Annotated in this window: 13 protein-coding genes and 1 pseudogene; 8 read left to right on the plus strand and 6 right to left on the minus strand. The window is 46.9% G+C overall.

The features are described from left to right. Positions 1-5 precede the first annotated feature (5 nt). Entirely contained in the window at positions 6-941 is a 936-nt protein-coding gene (locus HX773_RS12955; RefSeq protein ID WP_176971833.1) for a LysR family transcriptional regulator, read from the minus strand. 99 nt (positions 942-1,040) lie between these two features. On the opposite strand from HX773_RS12955, the gene HX773_RS12960 reads away from it, so the two are divergent. Further along, positions 1,041-1,475: a DMT family transporter gene (locus tag HX773_RS12960; RefSeq protein WP_176971834.1), complete on the plus strand. Its 435-nt coding sequence runs from the start codon at positions 1,041-1,043 to the stop codon at positions 1,473-1,475. Positions 1,476-1,484: 9 nt separating this feature from the next. Next, positions 1,485-1,976 (plus strand): DMT family transporter, encoded by a 492-nt coding sequence (locus HX773_RS12965; RefSeq protein ID WP_176971835.1) that lies wholly within the window; start codon positions 1,485-1,487, stop codon positions 1,974-1,976. Positions 1,977-2,172: 196 nt separating this feature from the next. Here HX773_RS12965 and HX773_RS12970 read toward each other — a convergent pair whose 3' ends face one another. Continuing rightward, on the minus strand, positions 2,173-4,209 hold the full coding sequence (locus tag HX773_RS12970; RefSeq protein WP_176971836.1) for a helix-turn-helix domain-containing protein: 2,037 nt from the start codon (positions 4,207-4,209) through the stop codon (positions 2,173-2,175). A 132-nt stretch (positions 4,210-4,341) separates the two neighbouring features. Here HX773_RS12970 and HX773_RS12975 point away from each other — a divergent pair, with 132 nt between their 5' ends. The 3 genes from HX773_RS12975 to HX773_RS12985 all read left to right on the plus strand — a co-directional run bounded on the left by HX773_RS12975 (position 4,342) and on the right by HX773_RS12985 (position 8,150). Next, the gene (locus tag HX773_RS12975) at positions 4,342-5,595 is read left to right on the plus strand and encodes an MFS transporter (protein ID WP_176971837.1); all 1,254 of its coding nucleotides are present in this window, start codon (positions 4,342-4,344) and stop codon (positions 5,593-5,595) included. A gap of 12 nt (positions 5,596-5,607) precedes the next feature. Next, positions 5,608-7,002, plus strand: a complete 1,395-nt coding sequence (locus HX773_RS12980; protein ID WP_176971838.1) for an amidohydrolase — start codon at positions 5,608-5,610, stop codon at positions 7,000-7,002. 71 nt (positions 7,003-7,073) lie between these two features. Next, entirely contained in the window at positions 7,074-8,150 is a 1,077-nt protein-coding gene (locus HX773_RS12985) for a porin (protein ID WP_176971850.1), read from the plus strand. A 377-nt stretch (positions 8,151-8,527) separates the two neighbouring features. Here the strand turns inward: HX773_RS12985 and HX773_RS12990 are convergent, their stop codons facing one another. Beyond that, a complete protein-coding gene (locus HX773_RS12990) occupies positions 8,528-9,670 on the minus strand; it encodes a phytanoyl-CoA dioxygenase family protein (RefSeq protein WP_176971839.1) in 1,143 nt (380 codons plus the stop codon). Positions 9,671-9,679: 9 nt separating this feature from the next. Then, positions 9,680-10,510 (minus strand): SDR family oxidoreductase, encoded by an 831-nt coding sequence (locus HX773_RS12995; protein WP_176971840.1) that lies wholly within the window; start codon positions 10,508-10,510, stop codon positions 9,680-9,682. 114 nt (positions 10,511-10,624) lie between these two features. On the opposite strand from HX773_RS12995, the gene HX773_RS13000 reads away from it, so the two are divergent. Continuing rightward, the gene (locus tag HX773_RS13000; protein ID WP_176971841.1) at positions 10,625-11,638 is read left to right on the plus strand and encodes a LacI family DNA-binding transcriptional regulator; all 1,014 of its coding nucleotides are present in this window, start codon (positions 10,625-10,627) and stop codon (positions 11,636-11,638) included. Positions 11,639-11,777: 139 nt separating this feature from the next. Here HX773_RS13000 and HX773_RS13005 read toward each other — a convergent pair whose 3' ends face one another. Then, complete coding sequence (locus tag HX773_RS13005) at positions 11,778-12,251, minus strand: helix-turn-helix domain-containing protein (RefSeq protein WP_255433217.1); 474 nt, start codon at positions 12,249-12,251, stop codon at positions 11,778-11,780. A 101-nt stretch (positions 12,252-12,352) separates the two neighbouring features. On the opposite strand from HX773_RS13005, the pseudogene HX773_RS13010 reads away from it, so the two are divergent. Further along, a pseudogene (locus HX773_RS13010) lies at positions 12,353-13,264 on the plus strand (NmrA/HSCARG family protein). Between the two features lie 355 nt (positions 13,265-13,619). On the opposite strand, the gene HX773_RS13015 reads toward HX773_RS13010, so the two are convergent. Continuing rightward, a complete protein-coding gene (locus tag HX773_RS13015) occupies positions 13,620-14,555 on the minus strand; it encodes an aromatic alcohol reductase (RefSeq protein ID WP_176971842.1) in 936 nt (311 codons plus the stop codon). A gap of 85 nt (positions 14,556-14,640) precedes the next feature. Here HX773_RS13015 and HX773_RS13020 point away from each other — a divergent pair, with 85 nt between their 5' ends. Continuing rightward, positions 14,641-15,042 carry a helix-turn-helix domain-containing protein gene (locus HX773_RS13020; RefSeq protein WP_176971843.1) on the plus strand — a complete coding sequence of 134 codons (402 nt, stop codon included), beginning with the start codon at positions 14,641-14,643 and terminating at the stop codon, positions 15,040-15,042. The last annotated feature ends 86 nt before the right edge of the window (positions 15,043-15,128 follow it).

The raw sequence follows: 15,128 nt of genomic DNA on the forward strand, positions 1-15,128 counted from the left end.
ATTCGTCAGTCGAATTGCCAGTAAGGTTTGGGGCCATAAACCTCCAGAAAGTAATCAATAACCGCTCTGACATTCAGAGGTGGATGACGGGTATTCGGATAAATAGCGGCAATATGTTGCGGCTCTGTTTTTATGGCAGCTTCAAGATTGGACATAATTCTGACCAGTTTCCCTTTATGAATGCTGTCTCCAATCAGCCAGTCTGGGAAGAGCACCATCCCCATTCCACCTAACGCGGCGGTAAGAAGCGTCTCCGCATTATTTGAAATCAGCAATGCAGATACCGGGTAGTGAACCCAGTTGTCATTCTTTTCTCTGAATAGCCATCGATTAGGGCCGGATGAGCCCGCATACACCAGACATTTATGCTGCGCTAAATCTGAAGGCATATCTGGCATTCCCCACTTTTGAACGTATTTAGGAGACGCAACAAGGTGGTAGCGCTGGGTGCAGAATACGCGAGCATGAAATGATGAGTCGGTAAGTGTCCCAATGCGAAAAATAATGTCTGAAGCATCGCGGTGGGGATCGATGTAGTCATCTGTCTGCGCCAACTCAATCAACAGCTTAGGGTAGCGCTCGCATAGGCCAGTCAGCCAGGGCGCAATGTGCCGCTGACCAAAAAAAACCGGCGCATTAATTCTTATTAACCCTGAAGGCTCAAGTGATCTGTCCTGTAGTTCCTTTCTTGCCTCGCTGAGCTGCTCACTCATTATTCGGGCATATTCTACGAACAATCGTCCAGCTTCGGTTGGAATGACAGCGCGGGTATTACGATAGAACAGCTGTTGTCCGAGAGTATCTTCCAGCTGCAGAATCACTCGCGACACCATCGACGCTGAAACACCTTCTCGCCTGGCAACCGCTGAAAAACTTTGCGAGTCAAAAACTCCAATAAAAAACAATAGACTACGGAAGTTTATTGAACTGGCATCATACATTGTCTCGATTCCTGCAAAGGTGTTTCACGGATTATACTGTTTTTCATTACTTTGAGCGTCTTTATCATCAGCCTCCTAAACCAAGTCGGAGACTGTTTTATGCAGCTTTTATTTATATTGCTCGTCGTTGCAGGCGGGATGGGATTATCCGTTGAAGCCGGATTATTAGGGCCATTGGGAAGTGAGGTGGGTGACTTATGGGCCACCTTCAGTATTTTTGGGGTCGGCGCAGCGCTGACATTCATGCTGATGCTTTTCTTCAGTCCGCGTAATAGTCCATCATTCTTTACTCAGCCATCATGGACTCTGCTGGGAGGCATCCTGGGGCCGGTGTATGTTGTCATTCTGACCGTTGCCGTTCCCAGTATTGGGATCGCGATGACGATGATAGGCATCCTGGCAGGGCAGGTGTTTAAAAGCCTGGTGATTGACCACTACGGTCTGTTCGGCACTGACCACCGTAAAATTGACAGCAAACGTATTATTGCTCTGATTTTTATTATTGCTGCCTTGTTTCTCGTGGCAAAAGGCTGAGGTGAATTTGTGAATATTTTGATGATTATGCTGGCTGTAGTGGGTGGCGCGTTTTTGAGTATGCAGGCTGCGATTGGAGGAAAGTTAGGGAGTAACGTAGGCGTTTTCCGCAGTGCATTTCTGACTTTCTCAGTTGGCGCTTTGGTGACCGCGCTGCTTATTTTCTTCTTCGAACCTAAACATGCATTAACCCTGCTGGATGTGCCTAAATGGCAGTTGCTTGGCGCTCTGTGTGGTGTTCCTTACATCGTCATTATGGTACTGGCAGTGCAGCGTATTGGGGCTGCTGTTGCCACTGTTGCAGTGATCTTTGGGCAACTGGCAATGAGCATGCTGATCGATAACTTCGGTTGGTTGGGAAATGAAGCAATTCACTTCTCTCCAACACGGCTTGGTGCTGTTATTTGCCTGGGAATCGCGCTCTTTTTCATTTATTCCAGCAGTAAAGCCAAGACCAGCACAACTGGAAAAAGCGTAAGCCAGACATCAGCACGTAGTTGAATCCGGAGTCATGAAAGTAACCAAATGAACAATTGAGGGGCTTAACGCGCACGGATTGACATAATTATTCAGTAAATTACGTCAATCCGCTCTCCTCAAGGAGGCCTGTTCTTCGTAGAGCACTATCATTCCCTTATCCTGGAGCGCATTTTTTGCCATACAATGAGGGGCCGTATTTGAGACCAATAAACTGATATTACGTAACACCTCTTGATAAGCTCAGCATATGACACGCCACGCTGATAATAAGAAAATCGTCTGAACTTGATAAGTCCATTTTCGTGAGGAGTTCGATTTTTTTAATTCTCTGGTAAAGCGTATTTGTGTGTATGTCTAACGATCTTGCTGTGTTATTCACGGAGCAACTATTGCCAATATATTCATTTAATGTTTTCAGCAGAACCTGACTTTTTTCACTGTCATCCAGTATTGGCGAAAGCACGTCATTAATAAACTGTTTTATTTCTTCTTTTTCATGATTAACAAATAGCCTCTCTATACCAGTCTGATTAAAACGCAAAACCCCCTGCTTGTTTCTTTTCTTAATGACAGCCAGAGTCGTTAATGCCTGATCCAGAGATTGTTTTATCCTGATGGCAGAAGTAACATTACTTACCCCTGCCTGATAAAACCCAATATTAACAACTTCTTTTTCTAGTTTTATAAAGGATGAGTTTATTCTTTCTGGCGAATTATCCGATAAGTAAATCATAAAGTTAATTTCGTCAGAGTAGATGAATGCGTTGCTTCGCGCTAACAAATATTTTAGTTTGTTGTGCATGTCTAGCAATTTGACATCTTCGCTTCTATTGGTGGTGTTCGCTAAAGATAAAACTATGCATCCAATCCATTCCTGGATAAGAAAGCCATTTTCAGACAGTGTGGTAGTAGTATCTTCATTAATCCCCTCAAGTAGTACCTTATCCATTACTGATGATTTTCTTTTATTCTCAATGAGCAAGTTATTGACCTTTTTCATGATGTCCATAATCAAAAAATCGCTCAATCGGGATAGCGTCACACGGATGTAATCACTGGCGTCGGCTTTATTAACGATGACGAATCCTACAGCCTGTTGATTTTGCATCATAGGCTGGATATAGAGTTCATTTCTGATAAAACCTGCTTCTTCAATTTCCTCATTACTTTTATTAGTAGTCAATGTGACCCAAAGTTTATCAATATCCCGCAACTTACCGTGAATCGCTCCTGATATATCAACATAACCTATCTCCAAATTCATCTTATCAGACATCGCCTTTATGAATGATGATATATCATTGTTTTTTATGGATAATTTTATCATTTCATTATGGAAGTTCAGGCTACTTCTTAGCATTTCGTTCTGTTGTTCTAGCTGCTGCCTGAGAGAGTTTACTTGATTGAAACTTTCAACCTTTTCGTCATATTGTTTTGCGTTTCGCCACGCCAGTGCAACCTGTGAAGCAAATGTCTCCAGCAATGAAACTGCCAGAGAATTAAAAACAGAACGGCGCCCAAGTGAAAGAATGGTTAACGTTCCATAGCAATATTGCTGATCCAATACCGGAACACATATTAGTGCATTTGCTATTGGGTTATTTTCCATAACAGATGCTCGGATTGCTGAGTAACTCTCAAATGAGGCGAGAATATCATCTCTTGAATTTAATATAATTGGCTTCCTACTCTCAAATACTTTACCAGATATCGATTCCTGAGGTGAGACGGAGTATTCATAATAGTTATCTTTGAATCCGGATACGGCTACAGGGCAGAGTTTATTCTGGCCTTCGTCATATATTCTGAAAATAACAGCGTCGCTGAAAGGGATGGTTTTTAATGCGCCATCCACAACATGTTGAGTGATACGCTCATGAGAAAGTCCTGAAGCCAGATGCCATGTATTTTCGCTGATACGTTGAAAAAGCCAGGTTTGCTGCTGGAGGATTTTTGCATAAAGGTAATTTTTAACATCGGAAGTAATCGATTCTATTAGTATCGGTTCAATGAGTTCTTCGGGTGATTCAATTTTTATTGTCAAAGACGGAATATATAAACAGATTGCATCCAATATTACAGGGCTATCAGTGCTGCGAAGGTTGATAATAAAATAATCATTATAGAATTTTAATCTATTGGAAGCATCACGGATAAGATCATCGTAACGTATTGGTGAGTCAAAAATACTTAACGTTAAGTGAGGGTTTTTTTTCGCCAGAATGTTTTTTAGTGCCTCAAAATGTTCGCTCATATATTCCTATGTGTTTTAATCCACAAAATAAACTTTATTCATGTGTATTCACACATAGATATGTAGCATTTTTTTTGCAAGGTTAGCAAGACAGTTACGCGACACATCATCATTCCTTCCGGAGAAAGTGCTATGGGCAGCTTGAAAGCGGGTACCAGAAATAAGCTGATTATCTTCATCTTGTTTTTATGTTGGGTTGTGGGATTCATCGATAAAACAGCAATAAATATTGCAATTATTCCTATCAGCGCGGATTTCAATCTGGGGAGTGAAGAAACCGGTCTGATTATCAGCGGTTTTTTTCTGGCTTACTCGCTGACTCAGCTTGTAGGTGGTTATCTGGTCGACCGATTTGGTAGCAAGGTGATACTTACTGGCGCAGTCGGTTTCTGGTCGCTTGCAACCGCCTGCACGGGGATGGCCGGAGGTATTGTTAGCCTCGTGATCGCACGCTTTTTTACCGGCATGGGGGAAGCTGTATTCCCTTCAGGGAGTTCAGTGGTTATTGCTCAGCAGTTTGATAAATCCAAAATGGGCCGGGCAAAATCATTTTTACAGTCGGGTGCTTCTGTTGGATTTGCACTGGGTGCTTTAGTTGTCTCAACACTGATTGCGTTTTTAAGCTGGCGCATCATGTTTATTGTTTTGGGTGTAACAGGACTGTTGCTTGCTTTAGCACTGTGGAAAGTATTAAAAACAGCCAATAATCCGCAAGATACGTCTGAGACAACGAAAATTCAGCGTCCCAAGGGCTATGAGAAGCAGCGGCTAAAAAACATCATCGCACGACGTCTTACCTGGCAAATTGCGACATGTTACTTCTTCACCAATATCGTATTTTGGGGATTGCAGTCATGGCTTCCTTCCTATTGGGTCAAAGTGAAAGGAATGAGCATGATCTCCATGGGAGCATGGTCAATGCTACCTCCTACCCTTGGGTTTATCTCCTTCTTAACCTGCGGCTGGCTTTTGGACCGCTTCTTTAACGGCCGCGAAAAGTATCTTATTGCCATCGGCGCAGCCGTATCAGCAGTGTTTATCTGGCTGATGTTCAATGCGACATCCATTCCTGTTGCTTTTGCATGGCTATCACTTTCGAACATTTTCCTTAATGCGATCAGCATCAGCGTGTTCGTCACCATCATCAAACAGTTCCCTAAAGATTCGGTTGGCACCGCAACAGGCTTAATAAATTCTTTCGCACAGATTGGCTCACTGCTTTCACCCATCGTCATTGGTTACATGCTTAAAGCAACAAATCAGAACTATTCAAGTGCCTTCATGATGATCGTGGCCTGTGCAGTTATTACCTGCCTCATCGCGCTGACAATCAGACATTCCAGTGCTTCTGCAAATGCGGAGCCTCATCCAACCCCTACGCATTAATGAGAGTTATATATGGACTATTTAGAAATTATTAAACAAACCCTGAGTGAAGAAGCGACACGACTTATTTCTGTCAGTGACAAAATCTGGGATTTCGCTGAGGTGCGCTATGAAGAAAAGCAATCAGCAGCGCTGATGGCACAGACGCTTGAAGATTGCGGGTTTGAGGTTGTAAGAAATGCCGGAGGCATTGAAACCGCGTTTGTTGCGACCTTCGGAACGGGAGAACCTGTTGTTGCATTTCTGGGCGAATATGACGCTTTGCCCGCTCTGAGTCAGGAAGCGAATACCAACTGTTATGCCCCTGTAGAAAATGCGGGCAATGGCCATGGCTGCGGTCACAACCTTCTTGGAACAGGAGCGCTGGCTGCTGCATTGGCCACCAAAGCATGCATAGAGAAACTGGGCCTGAGTGGGACAATAAAATACTACGGTTGCCCTGCTGAAGAAGGCGGCGGCGGAAAGGCCTTTATGGCGCGCGCTGGGCTGTTTGAAGATGTTGATGTCGCGTTCACCTGGCATCCCTGGGATGAGAACCTCGCATACAATGCCCGTATGCTGGCAACAAACCAGATCAAGTACCTCTTTAAAGGTAAGAGCACTCATGCAGCCTTCAGTCCTCACATGGGCCGAAGTGCGCTGGATGGTGTTGAGTTGATGAACGTGGGTGCGAACTTCCTTCGTGAGCATATTATTCCTGAAGCCCGTCTCCATTATGCAATTACCAATGCCGGCGGAAATGCGCCAAACGTCGTGCAATCTGACGCGCACGTACTTTACAAGGTGCGCTCGCCCAAAATGCATCAGGTGCGTGAAATTACTGAAAGAGTCAAAGATATCGCTCGCGGCGCGGCACTCATGACCGGCACTCAGGTCACAATGGAATTTGATGCGGCCTCCGCTGACCTTATTCCTAACGTGACGCTGGCCAGCATGATGGATGAGGAACTCAGTAAGTTTGGGCCTGTTACCTTTACCGATGAAGAAAAAGCCTTTGCACAGTCCATTCAGGCAACCTTCTCGGATGAAGAGAAGCGCCGGGTTGAGAAAAGTGGGAAAATTCTTTCAGAAGATTTAACGGCCTTCCGCAAAGAACCTGATTTTCTCAATGGCTCTACAGATGTGGGCGACGTAAGCTGGCTGGTTCCGGTAGGACAGGTCTATATCGCAACCTGCGCCTGGGGTACTGCTCCTCATTCCTGGCAGATGGTTACCCAGGGAAAATCATCATATGCTCATAAAGGCATGCTGCTGGCCGGGAGTGTCATCGCGGCTTCTGCTGTTCGCGCATTGACCAATCCTGCATTAATTTCTGCGGCCAAAGAAGAGCATATTACTCAGCTGGAAGGAGAAACGTATATTTCTCTTCTGCCTGAAGAAGCACAGCCTCGCCCATTAAATCGCTAATATAAAGACACTGAGTGGAGGCTCTCTCCACTCAGTAATTAATCAACACCTGCTAATTAAAGAGATTGATGATGAAAGTATTAAATTTATCCATTCTGATGGCGGCATTGCTATTGGCGGAGTTTGCGAGTGCCGCTGAAATATATAATAAAGACAGCAATAAATTGGATTTATTTGGTAGTGTACGTGCGCGTCATTATTTTAGTGATGATACAACTGTAGACGGTGATGCAACTTATGTCCGGTTAGGTTTCAAAGGCCAAACTCAAATCAATGATAAACTGACCGGGTATGGTCAGTGGGAATATAATATTCAGGCTAATAATTCTGAAGCTGATGGAACACTGGGCAGTAAAACCCGCTATGGATTTGCGGGAATAAAGCACAGTGCTTTGGGTTCACTGGATTATGGCCGCAACAACGGAATCATGTTTGATGTTGGAAGTATCACGGACTATGCACCTATCTTTGACATCATGACCGATATCTATACTGATGGCTTTATGACAGGTCGCTCGAGTGGTCTTCTTACCTACCGCAACAATAACTTATTCGGGCTTGATGACAATCTGAAGTTTGCTCTGCAATATCAGGGTAAAAATGGTGAGGATAGTAATAACAGCAGCCGAACAGTCTACGCTTCAAACGGAGATGGCGCGGGTGCTTCTGTAAGCTATGCGTTCGATTGGGGCGGCACCATGCTGGCCGCTTACAGTAATTCAAAACGCACCCAGGCCCAGCAGGCGCTTGCTTACGGTGACGGTGATCGTGCTGAAATGTGGGCCGTTGGTTTCAAGTACAATCCGAATCAGTTCTATGCGGCGGTCAAATATTCTCAGGGAAGTAATATCACCCCGATCCGTGGTTATGGTTATGCAAATAAAACTGAAAATATGGAGATGTATCTAAGATATGTTGCGCTAAATGGGTTCGTTCCAGGTATTGGTTGGTTCCAGTCTCAGGGTAAAGACATTGAAGGATATGGTGACGTTTATTTAGTGAAATATATTGATGTCAATATTTCTTACTTCCTCAATAAAAACATGTTTACCTATGCGGACTATAGAATAAACCGACTTAGCGATACGACACCGTTTGGCATTTCAACAGACGATACGTTTGGCGTTGGGTTAACATATCAATTTTGATAAATGATTCTATGCAGTAGTGCATATGACACGCTCAAAATAGTGTTGTATGCACTTTCCTTATTGAAATTAAAATTTAATCACGAAAAACCATGATTTTGTACTCAGCTTGTAGAGGGAAGTGTATGTGATTTTATTGATTTTTCGCGTTTGAATAATAACTGTAGCAGAATTGATTATGCTGGGTTTTCGGTGGTTTTAATTTATTGGATTTTCCGAAAGTAGCGTTAACTTAAAGGAAATCTGAACGATTTGAAGTAGCCAACGGATCCAGGTAAAAATCCAGTGATAGCGTTCCTGAAGCGAATTCTAATTCCATCGACATGACGTAACGCCCCATGTCCTGGCGTTACGTCATGCTTGTCTCGTAGGTACAGCTAAGCTTTTCTCTTAATCTCGTGATGTGCGAGTTGCTGAATAAACTCTTCCGCTGAACAACGTTGCTGCAACGCCTCCAGTAACAGCTGCTGTTGCGTTTTGGGTACCAGGCCACCCAGCGGTGGATCGGTATCCAGATTGGTCGGGAAGGAGTAGCCTTCACCACTCGCCGCCACAATTGCCTGTAACTGTTCATCGCTCAGATGCTTACTCAGCAGGGTTGGATAAATCGCTTCCATCACTTTAACGTGATTCACTTTCTCCATGGTTTTGCCAAAAGCGGATGAGACCTGCAGCAAATTGGCCGTACGTACATGATCCTGCGTAACGTTATTGCCGGCGGCATGGAACAGAGCAGGATTGAAGAACAGCCCATCACCTTTTTTCAGCGGCAACTGAATGGCATGCTGCTGGAAGAATTCAATAAAGCGCGGATCGCGCCACGCCAGATATCCCTCAGCATACTGCTGCGACCAGGGCAAAAGTTGCGTCGGACCAGATTCAATCGGCATATCACTGTGAGCCACCGCGCCCTGAAGCGTCAGATATTGCGACAGAATCTGCAACGGCAGCGGGAAGCGAGCGACCACATCATTTACCTGGAAACCGAGATGATAATCCCGATGCGGCTGCTGCGCTTTGCCGCCCGGACGCACCTGATTCACCTGAGCCGTAATTTCATATCCGGGCCCAACCCAGGCTTCACAAATCAGCGCCAGCAAAGGATTGCTGTAGTAATCGATAAAGGCATCCGCATCCCGCTCCGCCACTTTTTGCAGCGCATTCCAGATGCGGCCATTGCTGCCCGCTTTGGCAAAGTGGTCGCCACCGCCGCCATTTGCCGCTTCACTGGCCAGGATATCCTCAAAGACTTTACTGCTGCGATCAACGGCGGATACATCGCCATATAAGCCCTGAACCACCAGGACACCGGGCCCGCTGGACAATGCACGATGCAGTTCACCCAGCATGTTTTGACGGTCTGCAGTTGCGGCCGCCAGCAGGTCGTCACGATGATAAATCAGCACATTTTTATCGGCCGAACGTGCCAGCGGGAAATCATCTTTACGCAGCGTTTGCGCGCAAATCGTGGCGAAATCATCGAGAGAAATGTGGCTGTCATTAATGTAGATATTCTTCATTTTTTTGCCTCACAGAGTCAGAGCATGTGATGGCTGGAAGCCACCGTTATCACCACAACCAACCACACTTTGATCGAAATCGATCACCGCACCCGTCATCATTCCTGATTCCTCAGAAAGGAGAAATGCTACGCCACGCGCGACTTCGGCTGGTTTCAGCAGGCGACCAAAAGGCTGCGCCTGCTCAGCTTTGCTAAGCCAGTTTTCATCAGCGTCATGATATTGCCGCTGGATGTCGTGCTCGTGTGGCGTATCCATCCAGCCAATATTCAGACCATTTACCCGGATGCGATTGCGCATGGCGCTGAAGGCCACATTTTTGGTCAGCGTGACCAGCGCTCCTTTTGATGCGGCATATGCCGTTAAGAAGCTCTGGCCGCCGTGGGAAGTCATGGTGATGATGTTGACGATGCTGCCTTCAATGCCTTTGGCAATCATCAGTTTGATCGCTGCCTGCATCAGGAAAAAAGGCGCGCGAACGTTGACGGCCATAATCGCGTCAAATAATTCCGGAGAAGTGTTGAGGATGGTGCCGCGATCGGACATGCCTGCGCAATTCACCAGCCCATGCAGGGTTCCAAACGCCGTTTCTGCGGTCGCCACCACGTTTTCGCAGGCTTCTGGCGAGCTGATATCCGCTTCAACAAATATCACTTCACAACCGGTTTGGCTGAGGATATCCACCTGTTCGTGTCCTGCTTTAACGTTGCGTCCGCAAATCACAATGCCCCGGGCTCCGCGAATTGCCAGAAGACTGGCTACGGCTGCGCCTAATCCCTGTGTTCCGCCGGTCACGACGAACACTTTGTTTTTAAATCTGCTGCTTTCACTCAGGCTCATTCGTTGTCCTTTGTTATTTTGGGTGAGGTAAGGTCTGTCTGCTTGCTCACAATGACCTTAGCAATTACATTCGATTAACAATACGGCGACATAACCTCAAAAAGACCTCAACTCATGGCAAGGTCATTCTCCATTAAGCAAATCGCGGCTCAGTCTGGCGTCAGCAAAGCCACGGTCGACAGAGCATTGCATCAGCGCGGTAGCGTTAGCCCGCGCACTGCCCGACGCATTGCTCAGGCGATCCGCGATCTGGAATTACAGCAGCGCGCCAGCCTGGCAAGCGGTCGCACGCTACCGATCGATCTGGTGATGCATGCACCAGAACGATTCAGTTCGCTGACGGTGGCGGCGTTACTCAGTCAAATTCAAAGCTTCGCGCCGTTCCGACTCACGCTGCGCTGCCACATTTTTGAAGAAATCTCGCCTGAAGAGCTGCAACGTGAGCTGCGCCGCTGTGGCAATGACAGCTACGGTGTCCTGCTCAAAGCCAGTGATCATCCTTTGCTGGAGAGCACGATTGCGGAGCTGGCAGCGCTCAACGTGCCGGTGGTGACGCTGGTGACTGACTTGCCACGCAGCAAGCGCATCCGCTATGTCGGGATGGATAATGAAGGTGCCGGTCGAACTGCGGCCTGGCTGATGTCGCGGTGGTTACCAGCTGAAGTGCAGACGGTCGCCGTAGTGATCAGCAGCACGGGTTTTCGTGGAGAAGAGCAGCGAATGGAGGGATTCATTCAGGCGTTGAATCAACGAGCCCCATATCTGCAGGTTAAAGCTGTTAGTGAAGGTTACGGTATCGATACACTGACTTTTAAGCAGATGTGTACCGCGCTGGAACAGGATCATTCGATTCATTCTGTTTATAGCGTGGGCGGAGGTAATAGTGCCGTTTTGCAGGCTTTTACAGCGATGCAACGAAACATAAAAGTCTTTATCGGACACGACCTTGATGAAGAGAATCGCAAGCTACTGACTGCTGAAGAGATGGATGCAGTGATTGACCATGATTTGCACGAAGATGCGCGATCGGCATTTGGCGCCATCCTGCGTTTTCATGGTTTTTTGCCAGAAGCAGAAGAGGAAACGGCATCGTCTCGGGTAATTGTAGTGACGCCGTTCAATATTTAAATCACTTGCGATTGCGACTAATTAAGACGAAATCATTATCGCGGGTTTCGCTAAAAGTAATACGGCCAACGATACGGACATAAAAAATGGATTAACGTGGATATACGCATCATTAAAGTATTTTTTAACCTTCAATATATTACTCCCTGGATGTTTTCTCCCCAATTTCAGTAGACCTGTCTTCAGCCTCATCGTAAGCGCGTCGTGAAGCTTCTATATCCTGCCATGTGTCACGAATCCAGCGGGTAAAGCCCGCCAGCGGTTCTAGCATGGATTTCCCTCTTTCAGTCAACTCATATTCAACGCGAGGCGGCAGTTCAGGGTAGTAGTAGCGCGTGACCAGACCATCGCGTTCAAGGTTGCGTAAGGTCAACGTCAGCATGCGTTGCGAGATGTCCGGGATACCCCGTCGAAGCACCCCAAAACGCATCGGTGTATCAGGATAAAGAGATAAGAACGAAATAACCAAAATTGTCCACTTGTCTCCCAGTCGGGCTAATACACTCCCGGGTGCACAAGGCGTTAGTACCGGGCCTCTGGGCGTATGCAGAACAGGTCGACCATTGATCTCATCGGGTATCAGGGTCTGTGCATCTTTAGGAATGCTCTTCATTAGTTATCTCTCTGTAACTTAGTATCAAAAAAGTGCCGTCTTGCGGAAAAATCATGATAGTTCAAAATAAGAACCTTCGATAGTTACTATAGGTTACTGATATGCAACAGTCTTTGGAGTTTTTGGTTTTTGGTGCTACAGGGCAACAGGGCGGTGCTGTGGCAAGAGCGTTGAAAGCCAGGGGAGAAACGGTACGTGCCTTCGTCAGGGATGCCCAGAGCGATAAAGCAAGAGCGCTTGCTAAGCAGGGCATCAAACTGGTTGTTGGCGATCTGTTTGACCGTGCCTCGATTGATCGGGCGATGCAGGGCGTCAACCGTGTGTTCAGCGTGCAGACCAGCTCGCCATCCGGCCTGGTGTCAGATGAACAGGAGGTGATGCAGGGCAAGGCAATTGCCGATAGTGCGGTTGCAGCAAACGTTGAATTCATTGTGTATTCTTCGGGCGGAGCGGCGGGAAAAGGCCTGACCGGCATGGGACATTTCGACAGCAAGTCTGAGATAGAGGAGCACATTCGCAGCCTGCCGATCGCCGCTACGATAACGCGTCCGGCCAGTTTTATGGAGATGATGCTGCTGCCAGGTATGGGCTTGAATACGGGCGTGTTCACCTTCTTCATGCATCGGAACCAGCCTATGCAAATGATAGCGCTTGACGACCTTGGCCGAATTAATGCCGAGATCCTATGCCACCCGGAACGTTACGCGTGACAGGCGTTGGAGCTTTCGGGGCAGAGTCTCACTGGCGAAGATTTGGAGCATGCTTTCTCGCTTGCAGCCGCTCGACCTATTCGCTATCAGCGGTTTTCAGAAGCGTTGCTGGAGAGTAACGTGTTCCTGAAAAAGCTGACGGAACTAGTGGACAACGGCGTGGTTGCAGGTATTGCAGATATCCCAGCCTTAGAGCGAGAGTTCGGTCCGATGTTGACATTGAAAGAATGGCTTACGGGAGCGGGAAAAGCGCCTTTTGACGCTGCGCTGAATATGGCAACTGCTGATATTGCATTGCGATAAAGCAGTAAGATGGAGTGCGGCAGCGCTCCTGCAAATAATGTCATTCATAACTCTGGACTGCAGACCCGGCGTCGATTGCAAATGGAGTTGGAGGATATGTATTTTTGCCCATCGCTACTCCAGCGGTGGGCACAACTCCGGCGGGTTCGTGAAGCGGACATCCAAATATTGATTTAGGGCGAAGGCGGGCCCTTAATATATTCGACCTATCATTTTAAGCTCAGGATCTATGTATAGGTGGGTAAACCGCAATTCCAGCAAAATTGCAGTGGCTTTTTTGCTCTGAAGACAAGAGCACGTCGGCATCTGAATTTGCTCTGCACCGCTTAAAATAGTGCTTAACACTACCTGAATGCTAAATACCGTGTTGTTTTGCCAGCCATTGACTGGCCGTCGTAGTTGAAATTCCCTGACGGTAATTGTAAGAATTTCGCTTACTCCAGGCTACGCCGTCTGGCCGTGCGAAAGCAAGCCGGTAATTTGCACCAACATCTTGCGGATTGTGCTGCGCATCATCCTGAAGCTTTTGCCCGTCCAGTAATTTTCTGTTTACTTCGGTGCCCCAGTGAGCACTCATTAAATCCGCAAGCTCGCTATAAGTCAGCGTATCACCTGCAATATAGACAATCTCGTTTTTGAAAGTGGGCTGACGGAAGAAAATGTCCGCAGTCAGCTTGCCAATATCTTCTGGTGTGGTTAGCGTTACCGCGTGCTTCCAGTCTCCCAGGGCACAGACGGTTTTACTTTGCGCGTCAATCACACCAAAACCGGGCTCAAACAGATAGCTGGTAAAAATGCCTGTAGATACAATGACCCACGCTGTTGCGTTTTGCTGACGTAAAAGGTGGCGAACTTCGAGCTGTTCATCCCACACTTGTTGCCCGCTGCCTTTACCCACTACGTCATAATCTACGCCAAACTGCCATGGGAAGTAGAGGGCTACAGCCGCTTTGAATACCGCCTGCGTAATTTTTATCTGTGTTCCCGGCCCGCCGACAAAACCACTGCAGTTGATGACGGCGTCGAAAGCAGCAAATAGTTCACTCAGTTCATCAACACTGTTTTCCTGCAGATCGCCCTCTACTACAGCGATTCCAAGCTTCGTAAGTTCATCCAGCCGTGCCTTGCGCGAGCCAGAAACGGCATAAGCGGCTTCGCTTCTGAGTAACACACTAATTTTTACAGCGGTATGTTCCTGCACTTTATTGCTCATCGCTCTCAATACCTGAATACCAAGCTCGCCTGCACCGAGTACTAGAACAGTATCTTTAGGTTTTTTTTCAGTATTCATTGTTGCTTCCTGTTGTATTAAAACGTCATCCTGACAGCTGACATGGCCTGGTTCAATTAGGCACACGCATGATACCGGAGGTGATATGGAGTCTGAGCGGGAAGCACTGTTGCAATTTTCCAAGGAATTTTGTGAGGAATTAAGCAACGATGATGAGGGCCTAAAACGTGAGATCCTGGCCCATGCAGGTAATCGCTGGTCGCTGGGCGTGCTGCATATTCTTGGTACTAACGGACCTCTTCGCTACGGAGAGTTACGCCGCTACCTTACGAGTGTCACTCAAAGAATGCTGACGCGAACACTGCGACATCTGGAGCGGGACGGGCTTATATCCCGCTATGATTATGAGGAAAAGTTGCCCCGGGTGGTTTATGCAATTACAGATATGGGAAAAGAAATGCTTCTGCGGATGCTACCTTTATGGTCATGGATTATCACATCCGCCGGCTATTTTCGTGCATCCAGAGCACAATACGATGCCGATTGAGTGTACAGGCAAAAGATTGTTAGAGAGAGACGATATGACTTCATGAATCTTGACATACTTACCAATGTAGCGGTCAACAAAAACTG

This window comes from Pantoea sp. B9002, from assembly GCF_013385945.1.
Classification (GTDB): domain Bacteria; phylum Pseudomonadota; class Gammaproteobacteria; order Enterobacterales; family Enterobacteriaceae; genus Pantoea.